At 37.5% G+C, this 26448-nt stretch carries 20 protein-coding genes; 10 read left to right on the top strand and 10 right to left on the bottom strand.

The genetic code is table 11. The features are described from left to right. Nucleotides 1–52: 52 nt before the first annotated feature. The 8 genes from L1967_RS10275 to L1967_RS10310 all read right to left on the bottom strand — a co-directional run bounded on the left by L1967_RS10275 (nt 53) and on the right by L1967_RS10310 (nt 14974). Nucleotides 53–2293: a GH92 family glycosyl hydrolase gene (locus L1967_RS10275; protein ID WP_249601540.1), complete on the bottom strand. Its 2241-nt coding sequence runs from the start codon at nt 2291–2293 to the stop codon at nt 53–55. 184 nt (nt 2294–2477) lie between these two features. Next, complete coding sequence (locus L1967_RS10280; protein WP_249601541.1) at nt 2478–4805, bottom strand: glycoside hydrolase family 20 protein; 2328 nt, start codon at nt 4803–4805, stop codon at nt 2478–2480. A 29-nt stretch (nt 4806–4834) separates the two neighbouring features. After that, nucleotides 4835–7081, bottom strand: coding sequence for a GH92 family glycosyl hydrolase (locus tag L1967_RS10285; protein ID WP_249601542.1), 2247 nt, complete (start codon nt 7079–7081; stop codon nt 4835–4837). 264 nt (nt 7082–7345) lie between these two features. Continuing rightward, nucleotides 7346–8476 carry a family 10 glycosylhydrolase gene (locus L1967_RS10290; RefSeq protein ID WP_249601543.1) on the bottom strand — a complete coding sequence of 377 codons (1131 nt, stop codon included), beginning with the start codon at nt 8474–8476 and terminating at the stop codon, nt 7346–7348. A gap of 186 nt (nt 8477–8662) precedes the next feature. Further along, nucleotides 8663–9718 (bottom strand): carbohydrate-binding family 9-like protein, encoded by a 1056-nt coding sequence (locus L1967_RS10295; RefSeq protein WP_249601544.1) that lies wholly within the window; start codon nt 9716–9718, stop codon nt 8663–8665. A 1-nt stretch (nt 9719) separates the two neighbouring features. After that, entirely contained in the window at nt 9720–10685 is a 966-nt protein-coding gene (locus tag L1967_RS10300) for a glycoside hydrolase family 130 protein (RefSeq protein ID WP_249601545.1), read from the bottom strand. 138 nt (nt 10686–10823) lie between these two features. Further along, complete coding sequence (locus L1967_RS10305) at nt 10824–12710, bottom strand: sodium:solute symporter family protein (RefSeq protein ID WP_249601546.1); 1887 nt, start codon at nt 12708–12710, stop codon at nt 10824–10826. After that, on the bottom strand, nt 12710–14974 hold the full coding sequence (locus L1967_RS10310; RefSeq protein WP_249601547.1) for a GH92 family glycosyl hydrolase: 2265 nt from the start codon (nt 14972–14974) through the stop codon (nt 12710–12712). The genes L1967_RS10305 and L1967_RS10310 overlap by 1 nt, the downstream gene beginning before the upstream one ends. Before the next feature lie 141 nt (nt 14975–15115). Between L1967_RS10310 and L1967_RS10315 the strand changes: the two genes are divergently transcribed. Beyond that, nucleotides 15116–16207, top strand: coding sequence for a sensor histidine kinase (locus tag L1967_RS10315; protein ID WP_249601548.1), 1092 nt, complete (start codon nt 15116–15118; stop codon nt 16205–16207). Next, complete coding sequence (locus L1967_RS10320) at nt 16204–16920, top strand: LytR/AlgR family response regulator transcription factor (RefSeq protein WP_249601549.1); 717 nt, start codon at nt 16204–16206, stop codon at nt 16918–16920. The genes L1967_RS10315 and L1967_RS10320 overlap by 4 nt, the downstream gene beginning before the upstream one ends. On the opposite strand, the gene L1967_RS10325 is transcribed toward L1967_RS10320, so the two are convergent. After that, entirely contained in the window at nt 16911–17942 is a 1032-nt protein-coding gene (locus L1967_RS10325; protein ID WP_249601550.1) for a helix-turn-helix domain-containing protein, read from the bottom strand. The two genes, L1967_RS10320 and L1967_RS10325, sit on opposite strands and share 10 nt — an antisense overlap. 495 nt (nt 17943–18437) lie before the next feature. Here L1967_RS10325 and L1967_RS10330 point away from each other — a divergent pair, with 495 nt between their 5' ends. The 6 genes from L1967_RS10330 (at nt 18438) to L1967_RS10355 (ending at nt 23356) form a co-directional block, all read left to right on the top strand. Next, entirely contained in the window at nt 18438–18773 is a 336-nt protein-coding gene (locus tag L1967_RS10330; RefSeq protein ID WP_013073569.1) for an arsenosugar biosynthesis-associated peroxidase-like protein, read from the top strand. A gap of 46 nt (nt 18774–18819) precedes the next feature. Continuing rightward, on the top strand, nt 18820–19875 hold the full coding sequence (arsS, locus tag L1967_RS10335) for an arsenosugar biosynthesis radical SAM (seleno)protein ArsS (RefSeq protein ID WP_249601551.1): 1056 nt from the start codon (nt 18820–18822) through the stop codon (nt 19873–19875). Between the two features lie 233 nt (nt 19876–20108). After that, complete coding sequence (locus L1967_RS10340) at nt 20109–20729, top strand: TIGR04282 family arsenosugar biosynthesis glycosyltransferase (RefSeq protein WP_249601552.1); 621 nt, start codon at nt 20109–20111, stop codon at nt 20727–20729. A 2-nt stretch (nt 20730–20731) separates the two neighbouring features. Further along, entirely contained in the window at nt 20732–21544 is an 813-nt protein-coding gene (locus L1967_RS10345) for a purine-nucleoside phosphorylase (RefSeq protein WP_249601553.1), read from the top strand. Then, the gene (gene arsM / locus L1967_RS10350) at nt 21545–22516 is read left to right on the top strand and encodes an arsenosugar biosynthesis arsenite methyltransferase ArsM (protein WP_249601554.1); all 972 of its coding nucleotides are present in this window, start codon (nt 21545–21547) and stop codon (nt 22514–22516) included. Between the two features lie 30 nt (nt 22517–22546). Next, nucleotides 22547–23356, top strand: a complete 810-nt coding sequence (locus tag L1967_RS10355; protein WP_249601555.1) for a DUF547 domain-containing protein — start codon at nt 22547–22549, stop codon at nt 23354–23356. Between the two features lie 9 nt (nt 23357–23365). Here L1967_RS10355 and L1967_RS10360 read toward each other — a convergent pair whose 3' ends face one another. Further along, nucleotides 23366–24316, bottom strand: coding sequence for a glycoside hydrolase family 113 (locus L1967_RS10360; protein ID WP_249601556.1), 951 nt, complete (start codon nt 24314–24316; stop codon nt 23366–23368). A gap of 273 nt (nt 24317–24589) precedes the next feature. On the opposite strand from L1967_RS10360, the gene L1967_RS10365 reads away from it, so the two are divergent. Next, entirely contained in the window at nt 24590–25030 is a 441-nt protein-coding gene (locus L1967_RS10365) for a hypothetical protein (RefSeq protein ID WP_249601557.1), read from the top strand. Between the two features lie 26 nt (nt 25031–25056). Beyond that, nucleotides 25057–26343 carry an NAD(P)/FAD-dependent oxidoreductase gene (locus L1967_RS10370; RefSeq protein ID WP_249601558.1) on the top strand — a complete coding sequence of 429 codons (1287 nt, stop codon included), beginning with the start codon at nt 25057–25059 and terminating at the stop codon, nt 26341–26343. Nucleotides 26344–26448: the final 105 nt, after the last annotated feature.

The following is a 26448-nucleotide window of genomic DNA, read 5'->3' on the forward strand; positions in this document are numbered from 1 at the left end:
ACTTATTTTTAAGGCAAGTTAACACTATTATTCAAAAAATTTAAAAGATACTTTATAGAAACTTTATTTTTTTAGGGAAGTTATCTTTACTTAAATCAAATAATGATTTTGTAAAGTTTTGATCATCTATATCTATTTTAAGCTTTCTTTTCGAAGATGAGGAGTTTTCAATAATCAGCTCTCCATTCTCATAATAATCCTGATTAAGATGTAGTATAATTTTATCGAAAGTTGGAGTTACAAAAGTATAAACTGGTTTTGCCGGAGTTATAGGATAGATGCCCATCATCGAATAGATCACCCAGGCACTCATTGTACCGGTATCATCATTCCCGGGAATTCCATCAGGTGCATTCTTATAATAGGTTTCAATTAACTCATGAGTTTTTTCTGAAGCTTTGTATTCACTCCCCGGAATAAAATTATAAAGATAGCCATAGGCAAAATCTGGTTCGTTAGCCATGTCGAATTGGCCTTTCGCGAAAAGTTCATCTAATCGAGCCTCAAATTTGCTATTTCCACCCATCAATTTTTTTAGTCCGTTTACATCATGCGGCACCATAAACAGATATTGCCATGCATTTCCTTCAATATAACCTGGATTATGAGCAAAATTAGCTCCAGCTAACGGATCGAATTCGGCAAACCAGCTGCCATCACTGTTTTTTGGCTGAATAAAATTGGTATCCGGATTGTACAACTTCTTATACGACAACGAGCGCTTTAAAAATTGTTTGTAATCTTTCTTTTTTCCTAACTTCTTAGCCAACTGAGCGATGGCATAATCGGCAATATTATATTCCTGAGTGGTAGATACAGGTCCTGGCACATCACCATCTACTCCCAAATATCCATTTTCGATATATTCTTTTAGTCCGGGACGCAGCGGATTATTCACGGTATCCAATGCACTTTTCAGCATAGCTTCGTAAGCCTTCTCCACATCAAAATCGGTTAAACCGCGTAAATACGTATCTGCTAAAACCACAGCGGCAGGATCTCCTACCATTGTAAAAGTTTCGGTGGAATTCAATTCCCATTTTGGCAGCCATCCATTTTCATCATACATCTCTAACATCGATCTCACCATATTCAGCTGCTCTTCCGGATAGAGCAAACTCATTAGCTGATGATAATTACGATAGGTATCCCATAAAGAAAAAGTGGTATACCGAGTCCCTTCAGTCTTCCCAATTTTACCCGTAGCGATTTCAGGATATTCCCCGTTGATATCATTTAAAGTGTTAGGATGAATTTGGGTATGATATAAAGCGGTATAAAAAATTGTTTTCTCATCGTTTGTTCCGCCTTCAACTTCTACAACCTGTAATTTCTTTGTCCAGGCATTTTTTGTTTCCGCTAAAACTTCTTCAAAAGTGGAGTCTCCAACTTCTTTCGCTAAATTTTCCCGAGCATTTTCAATACTTACATAAGATACCCCAACTTGAACTTCAACTTCTTGCGGCTCCTTAAAGTCGTACGTCATATACGCCCCAATACTATCGCCCACTACTTCTCTGGTAAATCCCTTTTTGATTCGGGTTTTACCGTTATATCCCATCCATTGCGATTCTAAACCTTCGTATTTATATGGTGTTTTCCAAACGCCAAAATCATCGGCTGGTTTAGAGAATTTCGCTACAAAATATACAGGGTAGGCAGCTTCTGCATTGTTATAGCAAAAACTTCCTACCATTCGCATTCCTTCAATCTCATCTGGCCCAACCACATGTACCATAGCGCCCTGCTCGTTGGTTAAACCTAAACCTAAATTCAGTAATACATTCGATTTCCCTGCCGGAAATGAATAACGGCTCACTCCTGCTCTGGTACTCGCTGTAGCTTCTGCTTTTACGTTATATCTATCGAGTTTTGCTGAATAATATCCTGCTTCAGCAGTTTCTTCAGAATATGTTGTTCCGTACTCTATATGATCTGTTTCTAATTCTCCGGTGGTTGGCATAGTAATAATTACACCGAGTTCCGGGCAACCAACACCGCTCATATTTACATGACTAAAACCGGTTAAAAACTGATTTTCGTGTACGTATGGATTGGATAACCACTGACTATCTTTTTCCAGCGGATTTAAATCTATTCTCCCGGCCACGTTAAACGGCGACACACTAGCCATCCCTCTTGGAGAAATCGCTCCGGGATTTGTAGCCCCGTAATTTGAAGTTCCTATAAAAGGATTTACATACGGAAGCGGATCAAACCCGGTTTGTGCCGAAGCTACCTGAACGCCAATAAATACAACTACTGCTGAAAAAATATTTCTTACTAAAAACATCGAATATTATATTTTAAAAAAAGTATTTCACTACTCATTACTTTTGTCACCCTGAACCTGCCCGTCCGGCAGGCGGGCTTGATTCAGGGTCTCATCCAGAAACTTCAAATACAATTTCTGTGAGATTCCGGATCTCCCGATAGTTATCGGGACGGAATGACGTAGAGTCGCGAAGAAAACTATATTATTTTACCTGAATTTCATCTAAAAATAACCATGCACCGCCTCCATTCGGAGTTTTTGCTAATGGTTCTATACTTACTCTAACAAACTGGATATTCTCCTGTGTATCAAATTTCATCTTAAAATTCTCGATTTTCGCCGAAGCATTGGTTTGATAGTCCCGCTTCAAAGAAGCCACTTCCTCAAAATGATTTCCATCTTTAGAAACTTCTACTTTTAATTGCTGCGGAAAATAAATCCCGGTGCCCTGCTCTTCCAAACTTCCTACAATCACTTCACTTACATTGGTAGCTTCTTCTAAATCGATCGTAACAATCGCAGGATTCCCTATCCATCCCTGCCAGCGGCCGTCTTTAAAGTACTTACTACCTTTTAAAACATTTACAAGTGCTGTTTCTCCTGTAGAAGCATAACTTTGGTTGTACGGATATTTATAACTTACCGGTTTGGCTACCGCTTTATGAAATTCAAAAGTTTTATCTAAAACCGCCCCCATCACTTTGCCATTTTTAAAAACTGCAGCTTTTAGTCGGGTATCGGCGTTCACTTTTATTTCGGTTGTATACACCTTCGATTCGGCAGTAAGCTGCTCTTCGTTTAACGCATACCGAATTTCGGTATTTGGGAACTCCGATTTTAATTTGATCGTAATTTCTCTGGTTTCCAGATCGATATCAGATTCTGGCTGAACCGCATAAGCGCTTTTTGCATAATTGATCCCCATCACCTCAAAACGTTCCATCATTTTACGTATTCTCACCGAGAAATCATCCCAATTCAATTGCTCTTCAGGGCTCCAAACCACTTCTGCTAACGCCGCTAATCTTGGAAATAACATATATTCTGAATGCTCTTCGGTAGGTACATATTCTGCCCAAAGATTGGCCTGTCCGCCAAGTACATGCTTTTTCTGCGCTACGCTCATCGAATCTAACACCGGTCTAAATTCATACACCCGCTTTAACGAAGTAAATGCATTAAAAGCCACCGGTTCGTTATCTGGACTTCCCTGATAATAATCAAAATATAAATGATCGGTAGGCGTCATAATCACATCGTGACCTTGCTTAGAAGCTTCCCAGCCGCCCTCAAAACCACGCCAGCTCATTACCGTAGCTTCCTCTGGTAAACCACCTTCTAAGATTTCGTCCCAGCCAATAAGTATTCTATTATTTTCATTTAAAAATTTTTCAATACGCTTCATAAAATAACTCTGCAACTCATCCTCATCAGCAAGTCCTTCTTCTTTAATTCGGCGTTGGCAATCGGGACAGGTTTTCCAGTTGGTTTTAGTCGCTTCGTCGCCACCAACATGAATATATTCTCCCGGAAATAATTTCATAACCTCCGTTAGCACATCTTCTAAAAACTCGAAAGTCGTTTCTTTACCTGCGCAATAAATATCTGTAATTGGCCAAATACCTCCTGAAGGTACCGCAATAGGTTCGCCTGTACAGGACAACCACGGGTACGAAGCAATCGCGCTCATTACATGCGCAGGCATTTCGATCTCCGGGATCACGCGTATGCCTTTTTCCTGAGCATACGCCACAATTTCTTTGATATCGTCCTGCGTATAAAATCCACCAAAAGTAGCCTTCGCATCAGGATCGTTTTTGGTTCTCGCATTCCAGGGGCGATCTTCCTGATCGCCCCTAAAAGCACCGACTTCAGTTAATTTTGGATATTTTTTGATCTCGATTCTCCAACCCTGATCGTCGACTAAATGAAAATGAAATGTATTCAGTTTTAAAAATGCGAGTCGGTCGATATGTTTTTTAATGTATTCTTTCCTGAAGAAATGACGGGAAACATCTAACATATTTCCGCGATAGGAATACTGTGGCGCATCGCTAATTTCAACATTTGGGATATACCAGCCAATATTCGATATTTTCGAGGCACTTTCTATTTCCTTTGGAAGTAATTGTCGGATCGTTTCCATTCCGTATACAAATCCTAATTTAGAATTAGCTTCTAAAACAACTCTTTCTGAAGTTACGTTAAGCGTATAAGCTTCTTTAGCGATTTCTGAATTTATTTTTAGCTGAATACTATTTTCTGAATTCCGATCTGCTGAAGTTTCCAACTCAAATCCGGCTGCTTTTTTAAAAAGATCATTTAAAATTGAAGAAACTGAGGCTAAACTATCCTGCGGAATGACGATTTTGGTGCTTTTGGTTACTTCAAAACTTCCGCTATTGAGTTTTAGCGATTTTGGCTTCGGAATTAGCACCAAATCATCTCTTGTAAACGAAGGATTTTCCTTCTCTGCACAACCAATTATGGCAAGCGCTATAAAAAGAAGTAAAATTTTAGCCAATTTCATATCGTCGTGATTTAAAGATTTATCTAATATTAATAGATCTTATTGGGTTTTGGGGTTTTTAAAACTTTATCGAAAGGCTCACTGCTCATTTCGAATAACAATTCGCCACCTTCAACAATTTCTTTATGTGTAATATAGGCACGATCTAAGTCTTTTCCGTTTAATTTCACCTTTGTAACAAACTGATTTTCTTCAGCGAAATTCGATGTTTTTATACTGAATTTCTTTCCGTCAGGAAAATTAATTTCAGCAGATTCAAATAAGGGAGCCCCCAACATGTACGTTCCCTGTGCCGGATTTACCGGATAAAATCCCATCGAGCTAAAGATATACCAGGAAGACATTTGTCCGCAATCTTCATTTCCACAATGCCCATTCGGCTCATTTTTATATTGCTCGGTAAGGATTTGCCGAACCAATTTTTGTGTTTCAGAAGGTTTCCCCAGATAATCGTATAAATACGCTACATGATGACTCGGTTCATTTCCATGTGCATATTGGCCAATCATTCCCGTACTAAAAATTGGCAATTTATCATCTTTAGCCGGATTAAAACTAAACATCGAATCCAGTTTTTGCGTAAACCGCTCTTGCCCGCCGGTAATTTCAATTAAGCCCGGGATATCCTGCGGCACAAACCAGTAATATTGCCACGCATTGCTTTCACTGAAATAATCGGAATATTCCTTGCTATTAAAGCCCGGGATAAAATCTCCATTTTCGTCTTTTGCCCTGAAGAAACTGGTTTTAGGATCATACGTATTTTTCCAGAAACCAGAACGTTCTAAAAAATATCGATAATCGTCTTCTCTTCCCAAATCTTTAGCAAACATCGCGATACACCAGTCATCATAAGCATATTCCAAAGTTTTAGAAACACTCCAATCGCCTTCTTTATCTTCGGCCGGCACGTAACCTTTTTCAGCAAAAACATCAATTTCACGAGTGTTGGTCATTGCACTGGCTTTACAGGCTTCGTAAGCCAGTTTAGCATCAAAATCGAAACCTTTAAAATACGCATCTACAATTACGGGAACCGAATGATAACCCAGCATCATATTGGTTTCGTTCCCCTGCATAGACCAAACCGGCAATAAACCGGTTTCTTTGTAATGCGCCAACATCGATTTTATAAAATCGGGTACTCTTTCCTGCTGAATGATCGTATAAAGCGGGTGCGCCGCTCTAAACGTATCCCAAAGCGAAAAGGTATCGTAACGATCAAATCCGTTTGCATTTTCGATGCTATCATTGGCGCCTTTATAATTTCCGTTAGGATCGCTTAATAAAGTTGGCGCCAGCATCGATTGATACATCATCGTGTAAAATATCGATTTTTGCTCGCTGTTTGGAGTTTCTATTTTTATCTTCTGAAGTTCTTTTTCCCAGGTTTCATTGGCTTCTTTGCGATAATTATCAAAATTAAAGTCGGGCGCCTCTGTCTCTAAACTTGCGTAAGCGCCTTCTATATTTGCTGAAGAAACTCCAGTTTTTACCACTATTTGCTCTTCTGAAGTTGTCTTGTAATTCAGGATGATTTTGGTGTTTTCCGCAGTGATTTCTTTTGCTGAAATTTTCTCGCCATTCTCTAAAATTTCGAAATCCTGAAAGGCCTTAGAAAACTTCATTACAAAATACACACGCTGATCTTTGGCCCAACCGGTAGATTTTCGATAACCTTCGATAACCGAATCGTTTACAACTTTGATATGGGTTTCTGTAGGACGATCCCAGTTTAAAGCATATCCCAGATCGACATGAATTTGTGATAAAGAATCTTCTGGAAACGTAAACCGCTGAATCCCGGTTCTTGGTGTAGCTGTGAGCTCCGCTTTAATGTCATAATCTAAAAGCTGAACCGAATAATATCCCGGTGAAGCTTCTTCCTGATCGTGATTAAACTTTGAGAACGGCTTATGATTATTCTCTGGAATACGTTCTGAAAACTTACTATTGGTTGGCATCACCAGAATATCATAAAGATCGCCAGCTCCCGTACCTGTTAAATGCATGTGTGAAAAACCAGTGATAATCGAATCCTGATAAAAATATCCTGCGATACGATCCCAGCCACCAACGCCAATATCCGGACTTAACTGCACCATTCCGTATGGAGTGGTGGCTCCCGGATACGTATTTCCCGGCCCATCTGTCCCGATAAACGGATTTACAAATTGCGTAAGTTTCTCTTCTGACTTTTTACTGACTTCAGTTTCCTCTGTTTTGCAGGAAAAAATCATCACTAAAACAGCGATTCCTAAGAATTTTAATTTCATTTTTTTTAGCGGTTAGCTTTTTTACCATAGTTATTAGCATTAAAAGTTTCGTCATCCCGGGCTTGACCCGGGATCTCATCTTCTTTGGTTTTAAAGAAAAATGCCCTTTATAATTAACTATTTCGAGATCTAAATATATTCTTTCTTAGAATTTGTCGATTTTCTCATCAGGATGAGATGCTGAATCAAGTTCAGCATGACCTGACTACTTTAGACTCGTTTAAAATATTTCTCCCTTCTAACTTCTAACTTCGTACTTCAAACTTAATTCTCACTAGCTTTCTTCACGGCTGCCAGTTTCTCTGGAGTAAAAGCACCACCATCAAAGAAAGAAACGCCGCGCGCACCGTTTGCTTTTGCCTGATTAATGGCTTCTGTAATATCTGCCGGAGTCATTTCAGGAATATAAATTCCGGTATGTAATTCGGTATTCTTCGCTTCCAGATCCTGTACTCCTTGTTTTGTTGCAAAACCAATCCAGTCTAATTCTTCATTATAAAAATTGTTGTAGATCATTGGCAATACATAATCGATATCCCATTTATCCCAACGCTGGCGCACCATGTGATCGGCCATCTCTGGATAAGGGAATACCGCTGCACTAAGTTCTTTGTTATTTTCATGAACAATTTTATAAGCATCGTTCACTAAATCTCTAATTCTGTTTAATCGGAATTGCTTCCATTCCATATCGATTTGAGGATCGTCAGTATCTCTAGGGTCTTTGTGGTGCATTTCTTTAAACTTCGAAATACAAACATCGCAGTAACAAAAATCGTATTCTGGCATTTCTGTAGTCTGCTCTAAATCGTACTTAGGCAATAAGCCTATTGGAAGAAAAATATCCGGGAATCGTATATAATCTAAATGTACGGTTTCTACATCCTTAACTTTTGCCAGACCTTCTACCAAACTTAAGATATGGTTTCTTGATTCTTCTCTTGTTGGGCACAGCCACTGGTAGTAATCTACATAAGGACGATGATCAAAACAAGATTCGCCATTACGGCTTACCTGATACCATTCTGGGTGTTGCAAAGCCACTTTGTCTCCCGGGCGGTTCACTGCCATAATCCATGCGTGAACTTCTAAACCTTCAGCCTTGGCTAGTGGCGTTAAACGCGCAAGTAATTCAGGATCGGTATTGGTATTAATCAACACCGCATCCAGGCCGTTTTCTTTATATTTTTTGAATTCTTCAGTATACGATTCATCGGTTCGGCTGGCATCAGCGGTAATCCATGTCCAGTATTTAAAATCTGAATCTCCAGTAGTTTCGCTTGCATTTTCTTTATTAGATTCCGCAGTATTTGCTTTAGCTTTTTGCATATTATCTAAACACGACATGGTCGAAAAAGCGACCAGTAACGAAAAAAGTAAAAATTTAAATTTCATTTGATTTATTTTTAAAGAGCCAATCTGGCCTATTCTTATTTTTTATTAATACTCTATTACGGAAATAGTTAATTTCTTCGTCATTCCGGACTTGATCCGGAATCACATCCTAAATTGAAAATTCTTACGATGAGACCCTGAATCAAGTTCAGGGTGACGACATTTAATTACTATTCATTACAGAAATTAAAAATCGTATTCTAAAAATTCTCCATCTTCTTTAATCAGGTATTCTTTTCCTGAAAAAGGACTTTCAACCGTAAGGTTATATCCAGAAGAATGGACTTCTATTTTCGGATTTATTTCTTTATTTAAAACAGTAACCGGCATATCCTGAAGTTTCGCTACAGTATTTGCCCATTTTTGATATTTTGAGTAATAATCTTTTTGTGCTCTGTATAACGAATACATCGCCCATCGAATATGTTCGTCTTCCGGAATCTGAAATTCGATATTTTCTGAAGGCTTTTGGTCACTAAAAAACACATAGCCCCAATGTTCTGGCTCGTGCATATTAATCACTCCTTGTGGCGACCAAACCCAGTTAAATTCTGGTAAAAACTGTCCATTTTCATCTTTCTTTCTCGAATAACGACCATCTTTAAGATCATGATCCCAGTTCACACGGGAAAAGTTAACACGCCAAAAGTCGTTTTGCGGAATTTTACCCGTTGCACTGGCCTCGGTTAACGCATCCCATGGCATGGCGATTTCTACTTCCCAATAGTGGTCTTTATCTGAAGCATCGTTTAAAGTCCCTTCAATATTCACGGCAGATTTAATTCCGTTAATATCCCAATGATCGATTGCAGGGCCTCCTTCACGATAGGCTTCGATAAGCATTAAATCCCAAACGGTATTTAAGGCATTTACCTCAAATTCCATATACTTTTGGGTATCACCATCGGGATCGATAAAAACTTCAAAATCATTATTATAGAAAATCACCGTATCTCTTTGCTTAAGCGTTGCCCAGATGTGCGGTTCTTCTAATTTGGCATAGATGTAAAAATACTGATCGTCCCAAAGCATTTTTGCATTGGTTTTATACTTTGGGACCTTATCACCTTCAATATCTATAAAATCGGCTGTCCATTTTGCCTCTTTCCAGCTCGCTTCATCAGCTTTACCGTCTATAACAATTTCTTCTGAAGTTTTATAGGACACATAAGAGCGCGGGGATTCCTGTGAAAAAGCATTCAGACAAAAAAGAGATCCAAAAATGGCCAATATCGATTTCATATTATAAGCTGTTATTTTTTACAAAGTCTACTATCTCGCTAATTTTACCATAAGCAACCCCTGTACAGGTATCTGCGGCGCCATAATACAAAGCTAACTTATCTTCTTCATGCGAATGCAAAGCTGCACAAGGAAATACTACATTTGGCACATCTCCTGTCATTTCGTAAAGTTCTGCCGGAGCTAATAAATACGGCTGTGAACGATATTTTACTTTATCAGGTTCGTTTTCATCTAAAATGGCAGCCCCAACAGAATATCTAAAACCGTTACAGGTAGCGATTACCCCATGATAGAACAGCAACCAACCTTCATCAGTTAAAATCGGCACCGGGCCAGCGCCGATTTTGGTGCATTGCCATGCACTTTTTTCAAACGGAGCAACTTTCATTACGCAACGATGCTCACCCCAATATTTCATATCTGGGCTATAGCTAATATAAATATCCCCAAATGGCGTATGTCCATTATCGCTGGGGCGACTTAACATTGCATATTTTCCGTTGATTTTTGTAGGGAACAAAACTCCGTTTCTGTTAAAGGGCAAAAAAGCGTTTTCACACTGAAAAAATTCTTTGAAATCGAAGGTATAAGCGATACCAATGGTAGGGCCGTGATATCCATTACACCAGGTAATCCAATAACGATCTTCGATAAAAGTTACACGAGGATCGTATTTATAATCTGAATCGATCATTTGGGTATTCCCCGCCTGCATTTCTATAGGCTCATGGTTAATATCCCAATTGATACCATCTTTACTAAAGCCGGCAAAAATATTCATTTGCACTGCTTTGTTGTCACATCTAAAAACCCCGGCAAATCCATCTTCAAAAGGAACTACAGCACTATTAAAAATACTGTTTGAAGTGGGTATGGCATATCGATCTATAATAGGGTTTTCGCTATGTCTCCAAAGTACATCTCTACAATTTTCAGGTTTCTCCTGCCAGGGTATATTCTTCATCTTCTTCTTTATTTTTACTCGATAATCGAGATTAAGTGATCCGAGACTTGTCTCGTTTTAAAAAATATTGTTCAAATTAAATGCTTCGTGGGAATTCCCAGAAGATAGTTACTCGATAATCGAGATTTTCATTTTTCATTAAATATCATCTGCACTGGTTTCAAGTTTCTTTACTCTATCCAGCCAGGTAAACTTTAGTATTAAACTGGTTAATAAGAAAACGGCTAAGGTTGTCCATGTTTTACTGTAATCTCTCACTACTAAAAATATGGGCAGTAAGATCATACTCGATTGCCAGACAATCCCAATAATACAGTTGAACATATCCAACCAAAATTCGTTGTTTTTCTCTATTCTTTCTTCGGAATAATAATCTCTAACCGGCTTCCACCATCCCCAGGGATGCACATTAGTATAAAATGATTTTAAGGTCGCCATATCTGTAGGCTTGGTTAAGAATGTTCCTAACAACGATCCCAATAGCGAGAATACTAAAATAATGGGGAATAAATAAATAGCGGGAATTTCTGAAAGATCGTGCAGTAAAGTTCCGGCTTCCAAATTCGCTTTATTCTGATCTAGGAAAAACTGAAGCGTAGCGATGATTAAACCTGCCAGCATTCCCCAAAAATATCCCCAGCCATTAAAACGCCACCAAACCCATTTTAAAAAGTTTGCCGCTACATAACCACCATAAAGTGCACTGGTAATCCAAAGGGTAATCGAATTAATAGAATCTGCAAAAAAGCCCATAATCACTCCAAGGGTAACTACACCAAAAGAAGCAATATGACTTGCTTTCACGTAATGCCTGTCTGAAGCAACAGGTTTAAAATACTTTTTATAAATATCGTTTACAATATAAGCCGGCCCGGCATTTACAAAAGCAGAGAATGTAGACATAAAAGCGGCTAATAATCCCGCCAGCAACAGCCCTTTAATTCCTACCGGCACATGGTTATTAATTACTTTTGGTAAAATAATTTCCAGATCATTCCCGGTTACTCCTCCGGCTTCAGCCATCTGAGGTGCAATGAATGCCAATCCTATCAATACAATCCCACCAATTAAAAGATAACGCGGAATAAATAATACTAAATTGGTAAAACCACTCATATAAGCAGCATCTTTTACATTTCTGGTAGAAAGAATTCGTTGCATATCGTAACCCGGAGTGGGGCCTGCCACACTCGAAAAGAAACCTTTAAAAAGGGTCATCCCGATAAAAGCACCAAACATTTTATAGCCCTGCGTATCGATAAGGCGATTAAATTCTTCGTAATCTCCCGACCAAAATCCGTTAAGTTCTTTTCCGAAGAATACATTTTTCCATTCTTCAGGGATGAGTTGATTCACCTCAACATCGGTAAATGCATAGAATGTATAGCCTGCCACGAGCACACCAGCAAGCACCATAATTAAATACTGTAAAACTTCGGTAGTCACTACAGAGAACATTCCGCCCTTAATGGTATAAATGGTCGTAAAGAAGACAATTAATAATGCGTAAGATTGTTCTGAAGTTAATAAAGTAGTTTCGGCAATACTGAGACTGGCATCCCATGGCAAGATCACCGTCATAAACTTTCCGGCACCTTCAAAAAAATAAGCGATAAAACCTATAGAAGCGACCACTGCAAAAATCGCCACGATTAAATGTGAAGCCCTCCCTGCTTTATCGTCGCCAAAACGGGTAAGAATCCATTCCGACCCCGTCATGACTTTAGAGCGCCTAATCCAGACGGCCAGGAACATCATCACAAATACCTGATTAAATACCGGCCACATCCACATAAACATGAAACTTTTAACGCCGTATAAAAACAGAATCCCTACCATCCATGCGGTCCCCGAAACATCGAACATTCCAGAACCATTACTTAATCCCAGGTAATACCACTTTATGGTTTTACCTCCTAAAAAGTAAGAATCTAAACCCTTACTTGCTTTTTTAGATACCCAAACACCAACGCCCAGGGTTAAAATGATATAAAGAACAATTATGACAACATCTACTATATGCATTAATCTTGCTTATTATTTTTGGCTACACCCCAGTTTTTATTCGGTTCGCGTCCCATTACAAATTCTAAAGTCCCTCCGGCAAGGATCTGCTCGTGAGAAATTGTGGTAGTATTAAATTCTTCTCCATTTAGCTTTGCTGACTGGATATAGAAATTTTTTGGAGACACATTTTCTGCTTTGATCACAAATGTGCCACCATCCTGAAGACGGATTGTGGATTTTTCGAAAATGGGCGTACCTATTTCGTAAGTCGCACTGGCCGGATTAAAAGGATATAACCCCATCGAACTTAAAACATACCATGCCGACATTTGCCCGGCATCTTCGTTACCACTTAACCCATCGGGTTGGGTAGAATACTGCGTTTCTAAAATTTCATGAACATAGTACTGCGTTCTCCATGGTTTACCTGCTTTATTAAATAAGTAAGCGATATGGTGACTGGGCTCATTACCGTGCGCGTATTGCCCAATTAATCCCGAAATATCTGCGGAAGTATGCTCTCCGGTAATTTCTGAACTTTCCGTAAAAAGCTGCTCCAATTTTTCAGTAAATGGCTCGGCACCACCATGAAGTGCTATCAATGCTTCGGGATCATGAAGGACAAACCAGCTATGCTGCCAGGCATTCCCTTCAGTATAATCTGTATTTACACGATGCTGGGAATATTTAGGATCGAATGGTAAATGCCATTTCCCATCAGAAGATTTTCCTCGCATAAATCCGGTTTCAGGGTCAAAAAGCTTTTTAAAAGATTCGGCCCTATTAGAAAAATACTTGTAATCATCGTCTTTCCCTAAAGCATTTGCCATTTGTGCGACACACCAGTCGTTATAAGCATATTCTAAAGTTTTAGTAACCGACTCGTTCCCCAGATTGTAAGGAACATAGCCGTATTCTTTTAACTCTTTAAGACTACGCTGATCCTGCATCATGGTTGTTTTTAAAGCTTCATAAGCTTTCTCGGCATCAAAACCTTTTATTCCTTTAAAATAGGCTTCAACAATTACAGGAACCGAGTGATATCCAGTCATGGTATTGGTTTCATTTCCGTAGAGCGTCCAAACCGGCAAAGCTCCGCTTTCGTCATAATAAGCAAGCATCGAATTGATAATATCTGGAACTTTATCGGGTTCTGTTAGTGTTAATAAAGGATTTTCTGCTCTAAAGGTATCCCACAGGGAAAGTGTAGAATAGGTCGTTCCATCAGCACTGGAAATACTATCGTTTTGTAATCGAAATTCGCCATTTTTATCACTAAATGTTACCGGTGATAACTTTGTATGATAAAGGGCGGTGTAAAAAATCTCTTTTAAAGAATCCACCGGAGTTTCTACCACAATATCCGACAGTGCTTTATTCCACACTTGTTTAGATTCGGCTCTGATTTCTTCAAAATCAAAATTAGCATCATCATCTAAATTTTCTTTGGCATTTTCCAGACTTACTGAAGATAAGGCGACAGCGACCTGTAGGTTTTTGTCTTCTTTATCGAAAAATAACTGTGCTGAGGTTTTAGTGCCTTCAACTTCAGAAGCTTCAGCAAGCTTAGCTTCAGCATACAAATTAGAACTCACGATTGGTTTAGAGAATTTGGCTACAAAAAATACTTTTTGATTTTTAGCCCAACCTGTACTGTGACGATAACCAGTGATCGTGTTTTCGTCTTCTATTTTTATTGAAGTTGCTGTGGGTTTGTCCCAGTTAATTGCAAAACCAAGATCGATTATTACAGATTGTTCTTCACCTTCCCCAAAAGTATAATGATGATATCCCGTTCTTAACGAAGAAGTAAGCTCTACATTAATATCAAAATCTTCTAAAAACAACTGATAATAACCAGGCTTAGCAGTTTCGTTATCATGAGCATATTTAGAAAGGTAAGGAATATCTTTTCTTTCTTTTACTGTTGTGGTTAAATCGATTTCTTTATTTACCGGCATAAAAAGTAAATCGGCAAGATCACCAATCCCGGTTCCCGATAAATGTAAATGACTAAATCCTGCCACTAAAGAATCGGAATAATGATAACCAGAACACCAGTCCCAACCACTTGTACCATTATCTGGGCTTACCTGCACCATTCCAAAAGGACGGCTGGCTCCCGGAAAGGTGTGACCATGACCACCGGTTCCTATAAATGGGTTTACAATCCCCACTAAGTCTTCATTTTTTGGCGTTTCATTTAGATTTTTTTCCTGGTCATTTTTACAGGAAATTAAGAGTAAAAAAAACGCAGTTATTGCGTAAAGTCTTTTTACCATACTTATAGTTTTTCGGATTAATCGTTGAGTTATTCCAACTTCTAAGCTAAATATTTATATATTCATCAACTCTTAAAAAGATATTAGACCAATGACATATCTGAAAGGACAAACAACTAAATAGTTAAGAAAATTTAAAAATTGGCAAACGTAAAATCCATAAAAAACTTCTTTAGGTTATCAAAATTTACAGATTACGAGATCAAACCCGTACATCATGTCATTTTTTGGAGTATATACTTTATTTTCAATACGTTAAGATGGGGTAGTTTTTACGAAGACTATTCATTATCTATTAAAGGAAACCTCTTAGGTTTCCCCATCCACATGTTTTTGTGTTACTTTACGATCTATTTTCTTATTCCTACCTTTATATATAAGCGGCGTTTTATTCTTTTTACCCTTATGTTGATAGCGACCATTTTTTGCATGGTAATTATCAAATTCGAGCTTACGTATGTTTTAATTAGTAATAACGTATGGCCAGAGGGACCCGAGACGCATTCACTTACGGCAAATTACGTTATCCAGATGATGCTTGGAGAATTATATGTAATCTCCTTTGTTACCGCAATAAAAATTACCATAGATTATATTGCCACCCATCAAAAAGCGGCAAAACTGGAACAATCTAAACTAGAAACCGAACTTCGTTTTCTACGTTCACAAATTTCGCCTCATTTTTTCTTTAATACTTTAAATAACATTTACGCGTTAACCTTAGAAAAATCATCCAAAGCTCCAGATGTTGTGCTAAAACTCTCAGAGCTTATGCGGTATTTGCTTTACGAGACAAAAAACAAAAGGCAAAGTCTGGAAAAAGAAATTTTATGCATTCAAAATTATCTGGATCTGGAGCGTATTCGCTACGGGGATAATTTAAATGTAGAAATGGAAATTTCTGGCGATATTTTAGGAAAACAATTGTCCCCAATGCTTCTTATCCCTTTTGTAGAAAATGCATTTAAGCATGGTGTAAACGAGAGCATAGGAAATGTTTTTGTAAAGATAAAATTAAAAGTTGAAGATGATTTTCTTTTCTTTGAAGTTGCTAACTCTACGTCCCAAAAACGCAAAATGAAACTTCCTAAAGAATTGAAGCCCTCTGGCGGAATAGGAATAAAAAATGTAAAAAAACGCCTCGAACTTGGCTACACCAAAGAGGAATATCAGCTTGATATTGGTGAAAAAAACGGCCGATTTTTAATTCAATTAAAACTAAAACTAAAATGAGTCTTTCCTGTATCATTATTGATGATGAACCTTTAGCCATTAAGGTGATAAAAAACTATGTGGAGCAGATTAAAGAGCTTTCCCTACAAGCATCCTTTACTAATGCGGTAGATAGTATGCACTACTTGCAGGAAAACAATGTCGATTTGCTCTTTTTGGATATTAATATGCCACTTTTAGACGGTTACAGCTTTTTAGAAAGTTTACCGCACAAACCCAATGTAATTATTACCACGGCTCACGAAGAATACGCCGTAAAAGGCTATGAGTTAGAAGTCCTTGATTTTTTAATAAAACCAATTCCCTTCCCAAGGTTTTTAAAAGCGGTAAACAAGGCCCTAAAATTAAAGAATGAAAGCCAGAATACCCCAAAACAAAACTCTGAGACAGAGCATATTTTCGTAAAAGTAGATAAAAAGCGTATGCGTAAAATCTACCTGAAAGATATTTTGGTGATCGAAAGTTTAAAAGATTACATAAAAATTATCACCGCTACAAATAAGCATATCGTACACCAAACTTTAAGTAGTTTTACTGAAAGTTTACCACAGGATCAATTTATTAGGATTCACCGCTCCTATACGATCGCCATACCAAAAGTTGAAGCAATAGAAGGAAACAGTTTAGAAATTGGGGGGAGCCGCTACACCATTGGCCGAAGCTATATTAACGAAGTTAAAGAAGCTATTTTAAAAAATGGAGATCAGGAGTAATCCTGATCCTGTCTTGAACTCGATTTTAGAAAATATTTTGGGCTAACCCCATATTTCTCTTTAAAGATTTTAGAAAAATAACTGCGGTTATTCAAACCAATGGCCACCACAATTTCAGAGATATTTTTATCGGTATTCATTAGCATTTCTTTAGCCGCTTCTAATTTTCTATGCTGAATATACTTGTTTACGGTAAGATCGTAAATATACTTAAAGCCCTCCTGAAGTTTATTCACATTGGTTCCGGCTTCTTTAGCCAAAGCTTCTACAGTAAGGTTACTGGCCAGGTCTCCTTCAATCCTTTTGGCTACATAATTTACTTTCTCTATATCAGATTTACGTAGAATCTGTGGTAGTTTATCCTCAGCCTCATCATCTTGATATTGGGCAATTTGCACCACTAGCATTTCAAATGCTTTTCCTTCAAGAAAAATCGACCTTAAAAAACCGGTAAATTCCTTCGTGGCAATTTCCTCCATAAGGTCAGCCGACTTTAAACTATAATTCCCCTGATAAAAAAATTCCTTTTCAGAAACCTGATCTTTAAAAATCTCTTTAAGCTCTGGTTCTATATCCTGAAATTGGTAATTATCACGATGTGAAAAAATAGACCTTATAATCTCTAAACTCGAAACATGGGTCGCTACATCCTTTTTAAAACTCAGTACATGCCCTTTATAACCACTACTCGATACAATAATATTCTGAAAATTATCAATGGTATTTATGGTTTCAGCTCCTTCAAAACAATGATTTATACTGCCCTGAGAGCAAAAAATAAACTTTAAAGGATGTATACTGTTTAAAGTAAAATGAATGTCTATATCTTCATAAAACTTACAATTGTAAGTAATAATCCCAATTCCTGAATCAAAACTACATCCTCTAATATAACCTTCTCCTAAATCTGAAGGAATTTCCAACATGAGCTCCCCAGCCCCGTTCTTTACAGGAACATCTATACATTTAGAGATGTCTTTAATAATATCATTAACAGGTAAAGTATTAACGTATATTTTCATATATCTGCAGCTCTTTTAAAAACAAGCAGCTCGTGTGGTTACTAGTTTGTTTGTACTTGCAAACGTTTAAAAACCCCTTGCAACTGGTAAAAATAATATTTGAAGCCAATTATTATTTAGCGATTTTTAAAGTTGTGTCTTATAAACTATTAGTTATGTGAAAAACGTTATTCATAAGCTTATAATAGAGCAACTTAAGCACTATTACAAACAATCAATAGCTAATTCGTTAAACTGAGCTTCTGGTTTTGCCTTTGCTCTAAGATACTTAATTTTAGCTTAATATTAACAAATTTATGATGCTTTCATTCATTTAAACGTAACATTTTCCTACAAACCACTATAAATCAAGCATCTTAACTGTAATTTCATTACACATATCTTAATACCCTAAAAACATTCCTGCCTTTAAGATCGCTTTCCTATTCCATTAGATCTATAAGCTATTTTTAAAATAGGAATACATAAATTGTATCTTTACCTAAAAACTATTTTATGTCTAAAACCTATTACGATCCGGCCGATTTAAGAAAATTTGGTGAAATCACAGAGTGGAGTGAAGAACTTGGAAAAAAGTTTTTTGATTACTACGGAAAAGTATTTGAAGAAGGCGCGCTCTCTGCCCGGGAGAAATCTTTAATTGCCCTGGCAGTTTCTCACGTGGTTAAGTGTCCTTATTGTATTGATGCTTATACCAAAGATGGTTTACAACGCGGTATTACTAAGGAAGAAATGATGGAAGCCGTACATGCGGGTGCAGCTATAGAAAGCGGTGCGACTCTTGTACATGGAGTACAAATGATGAATAAATACAAAAAGCTTAGTATGTAAAAAAAAGCTTTTTGTTTCGTCTAAACTAAAGTAGAACACTTATTATATGTCTTTAAAATCCCTAAAAGCAAGAAAAGACGACTTATCCAGCCCACAACGACAGCTGGAATTATTGAGTGAAGGAATTTTTGAAGAAGGAGAACTCCCAACTTTTAGGGATAAAATTTCTGAAACAGGACATTTCCCACTTAAACCTAAAAAGCTGGAAATCCTGCAACTTAACCTTGGTTATATGTGCAACCAGGTGTGCTCGCATTGCCACGTAGATGCAGGTCCCGATCGTAAGGAAATTATGACGAAGGAAACGATGCTGCAGTGCCTTGAGGTGATCAAAAATACCGGTGCACATACACTAGACCTTACCGGTGGCGCTCCAGAAATGAATCCTAATTTTAAATGGTTTGTACAAGAAGCCTCTAAAGCCGGCATTAAAGATTTTATCGTAAGATCAAATCTTACCATCATTTTAGCCAATAAAAAATATCATGATTTACCAGATTTTTTTAAAAAACATAACGTACATGTGGTTTCTTCCTTACCTTTCTATAAGCGAGAAAAAACGGATAAACAACGTGGTAGTGGAGTTTTTGATAAATCAATAAAAGCCTTACAACTACTGAACAAAGTAGGCTATGCGCAACCTGAAAGCAAGCTTAAATTAGACTTAGTTTATAATCCATCTGGAGCATTTTTACCCACCAATCAGGCTGCAATGGAAAAAGATTTTAAAAAAGCGCTTAAAGAAGATTTTAATATCGATTTCAATCATCTTTTTGCCATTACGAATCTTCCCATAAGTCGGTTTTTAGAGTATTTAATCGCTTCAGAAAATTATGAAGATTACATGTATTCCCTTGTAGAAGCCTATAACCCTGCTGCGGTAGAAAATGTGATGTGTACCAATACCATTTCGATTAGCTGGGATGGCTGGCTTTACGATTGCGATTTTAACCAGATGCTCGATCTTAAGGTTAATGCCAAAGTAAAACATATTAGTGAGTATAACGAGGATCTGCTAAATGACCGGAATATTATTATTTCACAGCATTGCTATGGTTGTACCGCGGGCGCAGGAAGTAGCTGCCAGGGTTCTACGATTTAAAATGCTCTTTTTAAACTGAAATTCTACAAAATCGGACGCTATTTTTTAACCATTTAGCGAAGTGCCATTCTTAAAAATCAAGCTGAAAAACTGTCATCTTGGCGATGATAAATTTCACAGAAAATTAGCGGTAATTTCCATAGAAACATAGTATCTTGCTAGTGATGCAAAAAATCTGACTGCTTTTTTTAAAGGATTTATAAATAAGTTTTTCAGATATAAAACATTATTTTTTGAGAGAAGAAAATACTTCAAAAAACTTACTTTTAATATTTACGCGCAATCCAGAATATGGCAAAGTAAAAACCAGACTTGCCAAAGATATTGGTGACCAGGCCGCGCTAAATATTTACATTTTTTTGCTTGCTCATACCGCCAGGATTTGCGCGCCACTCAGTACAGAAAAAGCAGTATATTATTCTGAAGAAATTGATAAAGATGATTTATGGGATGCTGCTATTTTTCAGAAGAAAAAACAGGTAGGTGAAGACCTTGGTGAGCGCATGAAAAACGCTTTTGCCGAAGGTTTTGATGCTGGATATTCGAAAATCGTTATTATAGGATCAGATTTATATGATATTGAAACCAAAGATTTAGAGCAAGCTTTTGAAGTTTTAAACGATAACGAAGTGGTGATTGGCCCGGCCGAAGATGGCGGATATTATTTATTGGGAATGACACAACTTCATCCAAAACTCTTTAAAAATAAAAACTGGGGTACCCAAACGGTATTACAGGAAACCATAAACGAACTTACAAAATCGAATTATAAATTATTAGAAAAGCGGAATGATGTTGACCTATATTCAGATATAAAAGATCATCCTGCTTTTATTCCATTTTTCAAAGCATGACAATGACAGATGCAATTCAGGAATCCACAGATTATTTAAAATCTAAAGGATTTGAAGCTCCCGAAATCGGGATTATTTTAGGAACCGGACTAGGAAAATTAGTAGACGAAATAGATATCGAATACGAAGCTAGTTATAACCACATTCCTTATTTCCCAACCGCTACCGTAGAATTTCACAAAGGGAAATTAATCTACGGCGTTCTGGAAGGAAAAAAAGTGGTGGTAATGCAGGGACGTTTTCACCTTTATGAAGGTTATACGTTACAAGATGTCACCTACCCCGTTAGGGTAATGAAGCGACTGGGAATTAAAAAATTACTGGTGTCTAATGCCGCTGGTTCTATTAACCTGAAGTATAAAAAGGGAGAATTAATGCTCATCGACGATCATCTTAATTTTCAGGGAGGATCACCCTTAGCCTTTAAAGGAGTAGAAAAACTAGGCGAGCGTTTTGTAGATATGTCGCAACCTTATGACCCGCAGATGAATGCTACAATAGAAAAGATCGCAAAAAGCAACAATATTAATTTACACAAAGGCGTGTATGCTTCGGTTTTAGGCCCTCAATTAGAAACCAGAGCTGAATATCGATTCCTGAAAATTGCGGGTGCCGACGCCGTGGGAATGAGTACCGTTCCTGAGATTATTGTAGCCAACCATTTAAATATTCCGGTTGCCGCCGTTTCTGTTATCACCGATGAAGGCAATCCAGACGATCTAAAACCAGTAGAAATTAGTGAGATTATTGCCATGGCTGAAAAAGCCGAACCACAGATGATCATTCTTTTTAGAGAACTTATAAAAACGCTTTAAATGAACAGCTATCTAGAAACCACAAAAAACGTGTATAAAGATGCAGCACTTACACCAGATGTAGGCCTTTGCTGTACCACAAATCCTATATGGGAATTACCGGGCTTAAAAATCCCGAAAATCATGCAGGAAATGAATTACGGTTGCGGTAGCACAGTGCACGCACGCGATCTTTCCAACAATCCGCGTATTTTATATGTAGGTGTTGGCGGTGGTATGGAATTGTTACAGTTCGCTTATTTCTCCAGGCAACAACATGGGGTTATTGGTGTAGATGCTGTAGATGAAATGTTAGAAGCCTCCAGAAAAAACTTCAAAATTGCCGAAGAACAAAATGACTGGTTTCGCTCAGATTTTGTGGATCTAAAAAAGGGAGATGCGCTTCATCTTCCGGTAAAAGATAATTCGGTTGATGTCGCCGCTCAAAACTGCTTATTCAATATTTTTAAAGCTGAAGATCTTAAAAAGGCGATTGAAGAAATGTACCGTGTTTTAAAACCACATGGGAAACTGGTAATGAGTGATCCTACCTGCGAGCAGCAAATGAACGATGAGCTTAGAAACGATGAACGACTAAGAGCCTTATGCCTTATCGGAAGTTTACCCATAAAAGAATACGTAAAAGCTTTGACCGATGTTGGTTTTGGAACCATAGAAATAAGAGCCAGAAAACCATACCGGATTCTGGATCCTAAAAACTACCCTACCAAAGAATTAATTTATATTGAATCTATAGAAGTTGCCGCCATTAAAGACCCAATGCCAGCAGATGGTCCTTGCATTTTTACAGGAAAAGCAGCGATCTATTATGGTGAAAACGACCATTTTGATGATAAAAAAGGCCATGTTCTTTTAAAAAATCAGCCTTTAGTAGTTTGCGACAAAACAGCAAAAGCTTTAAAAGATTTAGGACGAGATGATATTTTTATTAGCGAATCTACTTTTCATTACGATGGTGGAGGTTGTTGCTAAACACAAAATTTAAACTGAAAATTGCGCAGCATGAAAAATTACATTCTACTTAAACGAATATTGATAATGGCCATTTTCCCTATTGGTTTAAGCAGCTGCGCCCTATTTTCAGCGGCTGGATTTTCCAGTAAAGGCTTACCACATACCAATGTAAAAGGCGAACTAATTTCAACGATTTCCAACACTTCAACAAATATCGATCATTCTATCTGGCATAATCTACTACAGAAGTATGTAGACGAAAAAGGCCTGGTAAATTATGAAGGTTTTAAAAAAGATCGAAAAGCATTTGATAAATATATCAAAATGCTTTCAGAAAACAGGCCAGATCATACCTGGTCGGTTCAGGAGCAATTAGCCTATTACATCAATACTTACAATGCCTATACTGTGAAACTTGTACTGGACAATTACCCCCTTAAATCTGTACAAAATATTAACGGGGCGACCACCAAAGAATTTGTGAGTATGGGCACCAAGCAAATTTCACTAGGCGCTTTAGAAAACAGTATTTTAAGAAGAATGAATGAACCTCGGGTTAATTTTGCGATTTGCAAAGCAGCCATATCCAGCCCAAGACTATTAAACGAAGCTTACACTGCAGATGCTATTAATGAGCAACTGGAATATGCTACCCGGTCTTTTATAAACTCCCCTAAAAATATTATTAAGCCCGAATCAGCTCAGCTTTCCAGACTTTTTGATTGGTATAGCGGTGATTTTACCGGTGGCAGTATCACTATTGGCGAATATATTAATAAATATAGCGAGGTAAAAATGAAGAACTGGAATAATATTTCTTATAAAGATTATAATTGGAATTTAAATAATCAACCCTAAAACCCATTCTTATTTTTCTGTGTATTTGCTGTAATTTGATTTTACGACTTTTTCGGCCATTTTATTTTGAGGTGTAAATCGGTCGTTTTGTTTCCCGCCAGCACGCTGATGATCGTTATGCCATTTCCAAAGAAAACCACCCGCAAACCAGTTTTCTGGCCAAAACTCATCATAAATCACCTGCAAGGCCTTTGCCTGCAATCCTTCATTTAAATTTTCAAGAACCTTATCCCCTCTTCTTCTTGTAGAAGCCTGCCAGGGTTCTTTGGTGGCGAAATTGATATTTCTGTAGCCATATTCAGTAAATAATACCTGCTTTTTATATGCTGAAGATAAATCTTTTAGCATTGTTTTATGCGCTTTCCAACCTTCAATTAGCGCTGCTTTCGTGGGATTCTCTTCTTCACTTACCGGAAAATAAGCATCCACACCAATAAAATCAAGCTGCTCCCAAAGCTGAAATTGGTCCACTTTATCCCAATTTTCAGCATAGGTAATTTTTCCTGAATATACGTTGCGGACTTCAGCGATCATCTTTTGCCAAAATTCAGGTCTTTTTTCAGTAAAGTTATAAAGTTCGGTTCCTATACAAAACAGTGAAATGTGTTCTTTTTCGGCCAGTTCAGCATACAGCAAAATATAATCCAGATAGCTATTTTCAAAAGTTTTCCAGTCCTCTTCTGAAGTCATATTAAGATCGCCCGTAAACTCACCATGCCAAATCCAGATTTGAGGTTTTAGCATGATTGCTATTTCATTTTCCTGAAGTAACTGAATACTTTGCTGAACACCGGCTACACGTTCTCCCCACCATTGCCTCTCGTGATTAAAATGCAGCTCGGGACTTTTTAGATCCTGAAGAAAAGCAAACGGCATTAACGCCACGGTATTGGCATGGACATTTTTTAGCGGAAGAATATACTCTGTTTTTAACGAATCTCGGGAGGCGACTAAACTCAAACCATTATACTTATGTTTAGGAAAATCTGGCTGGCAGCTTAGACAAAGTATGAAGCAAAAAAAGAAACAGTACAGAAAATTAATTTTCATAGAACATCGGGTTTGTCTATCTTATCATAATTGCAATGGTATATGTTTTATTTAACCAACTTGCATCTCTAAAATTAAGATTTTTCTTTTTTAACTGCTTTTTTTCTTTCGAAGTTAAGTTAATTCTTTACTTACGACTAAATTTAAATGTTATCCCGTTGCAGGTAATTTAACCAAACCATTATGGATAAAATAAAAACGTTGATAAGTATTTTAATTTTGACAATTACATTCAGTAGTTGTGGTAATAGAAAAGATGAAGAGAAAACCAACTCAAAAGCTGAATTAGAAAAGGTTAAATTACCAGAGAACGTCTTTAATGAATCAGAAATTGCCAAATACTCGATTTCTGCGATTATGAATCAGCCACCTGAAATAATAAACGTACGAGACGATGATGGAATTTATATCGTTTCATACATTCGAAAAGACGACGGAAAAAAGTTTGATTATAAAATCAAAATTGATGGAAATAAAGTGACTTGGGGAAATAGTAATGGAAGATGGAGAGACTCTAAGTTTGATGAAAAAATAAAATTTTCTGAAACGGACAATACACTGAAAATCGTACAGACTTTTAACAATGGTTCTGAAATCGTAAAAGAATTTCAAAAAGCAGAATAAAACTTATAAAGCAATAACTGCAAAGCATGGAGCATATCGTTATTTTAGGTAACGGAATTTCTGGAATTACAGCTGCACGGCATATCCGCAAGCGATCGGATAAAAAGATCACGGTAATTTCTGCGGAAAGTGATTACTTTTTTTCTCGAACTGCGCTAATGTATGTTTACATGGGGCACATGAAATGGGATCATCTTAAACCTTATGAAGACTGGTTTTGGGAGAAAAACCGAATCGACCTAAAAACAGGCTGGGTACAGCAAATCGATTTTGATCAAAAAACGCTTCATTTTAAAAATGGTGACAACCTTAATTACGACAAACTGATTCTAGCTACGGGATCTATCCCAAACAAATTTGGCTGGCAAGGCCAAAATCTGAATGGCGTGCAGGGATTGGTGTCGAAACAAGACCTGGAACTTCTCGAAAAAAACACCAAAAATTGTAAAAAAGCAGTCATTATTGGCGGCGGACTTATTGGTGTAGAACTCGCAGAAATGCTTCTTACCCGGAATATCGAAGTGACGATGCTGGTACGTGAAAAAGCGTTCTGGCATTCGGTGTTGCCTTTGGAAGATGCTAAAATGATCTCTGAACACATCAAATCTCATGGCGTCGAGCTACGAACGGAAACCGAACTCGAAAAAATAATTCCGGACGAAAATGGGAAAGTCAGCAGTATCATCACCAAAAGCGGCGAACAAATCGATTGCGAGTTCGTCGGACTTTGTGCTGGTGTGCGCCCAAATATCGATTTTTTAAAAGATTCCTATTTAGCGATAAACAAAGGGATTTTAGTGAATTCTTATTTAGAAACCAATATTCCCGATGTTTACGCGATTGGCGATTGTGCCGAGCAGCAGGAAGCGATTGGCCAACGAAAACCGGTTGAAGCCGTTTGGTATACTGGCAGAATGATGGGTGAAGCTCTGGCACTCACACTTACTGGTGATAAATCTCGATATAATCCGGGAAATTGGTTCAATTCGGCCAAATTCTTTGATATCGAATATCAAACCTACGGCTGGGTTTGGCCAAAACCTAAAGAAAATGAGCAGCATTTTCACTGGCAGCATACAGATGGCACTAAAGCGATCACGATAAGTTTTAATACAAACACGAATCAATTTTCAGGAATAAATACCTTCGGAATTAGAATGAGACACGAAGTTCTAGACCGTTGGCTTACCGAAAATCGAGAGATAACTTACGTTCTCGACAATCTAAAACAAGCCAATTTTGATCCTGAATTTTATACTCGGCATGAGGCAGCAATATTTGAAAGGTTTAAATCAGGTTTTGATTATCCGTAAATACTCATAATTTTTTAATTTTGATTATATTCACCTCAAATTCAATATAATGAATATCTTCACTTTTACAGCTCATTTTGATAGTGAGCAATCCTGTCGGGCGCA

The organism is Zunongwangia pacifica, from assembly GCF_023499215.1.
GTDB lineage: Bacteria > Bacteroidota > Bacteroidia > Flavobacteriales > Flavobacteriaceae > Zunongwangia > Zunongwangia pacifica.

Coding starts and splice junctions, on each gene's coding strand:
- L1967_RS10275 (WP_249601540.1), bottom strand. CDS start 2,293: ATGTTTTTAGTAAGAAATATTTTTTCAGCAGTAGTTGTATTTATTGGC.
- L1967_RS10280 (WP_249601541.1), bottom strand. CDS start 4,805: ATGAAATTGGCTAAAATTTTACTTCTTTTTATAGCGCTTGCCATAATT.
- L1967_RS10285 (WP_249601542.1), bottom strand. CDS start 7,081: ATGAAATTAAAATTCTTAGGAATCGCTGTTTTAGTGATGATTTTTTCC.
- L1967_RS10290 (WP_249601543.1), bottom strand. CDS start 8,476: ATGAAATTTAAATTTTTACTTTTTTCGTTACTGGTCGCTTTTTCGACC.
- L1967_RS10295 (WP_249601544.1), bottom strand. CDS start 9,718: ATGAAATCGATATTGGCCATTTTTGGATCTCTTTTTTGTCTGAATGCT.
- L1967_RS10300 (WP_249601545.1), bottom strand. CDS start 10,685: ATGAAGAATATACCCTGGCAGGAGAAACCTGAAAATTGTAGAGATGTA.
- L1967_RS10305 (WP_249601546.1), bottom strand. CDS start 12,710: ATGCATATAGTAGATGTTGTCATAATTGTTCTTTATATCATTTTAACC.
- L1967_RS10310 (WP_249601547.1), bottom strand. CDS start 14,974: ATGGTAAAAAGACTTTACGCAATAACTGCGTTTTTTTTACTCTTAATT.
- L1967_RS10320 (WP_249601549.1), top strand. CDS start 16,204: ATGAGTCTTTCCTGTATCATTATTGATGATGAACCTTTAGCCATTAAG.
- L1967_RS10325 (WP_249601550.1), bottom strand. CDS start 17,942: ATGAAAATATACGTTAATACTTTACCTGTTAATGATATTATTAAAGAC.
- L1967_RS10330 (WP_013073569.1), top strand. CDS start 18,438: ATGTCTAAAACCTATTACGATCCGGCCGATTTAAGAAAATTTGGTGAA.
- arsS (WP_249601551.1), top strand. CDS start 18,820: ATGTCTTTAAAATCCCTAAAAGCAAGAAAAGACGACTTATCCAGCCCA.
- L1967_RS10345 (WP_249601553.1), top strand. CDS start 20,732: ATGACAGATGCAATTCAGGAATCCACAGATTATTTAAAATCTAAAGGA.
- arsM (WP_249601554.1), top strand. CDS start 21,545: ATGAACAGCTATCTAGAAACCACAAAAAACGTGTATAAAGATGCAGCA.
- L1967_RS10355 (WP_249601555.1), top strand. CDS start 22,547: ATGAAAAATTACATTCTACTTAAACGAATATTGATAATGGCCATTTTC.
- L1967_RS10365 (WP_249601557.1), top strand. CDS start 24,590: ATGGATAAAATAAAAACGTTGATAAGTATTTTAATTTTGACAATTACA.
- L1967_RS10370 (WP_249601558.1), top strand. CDS start 25,057: ATGGAGCATATCGTTATTTTAGGTAACGGAATTTCTGGAATTACAGCT.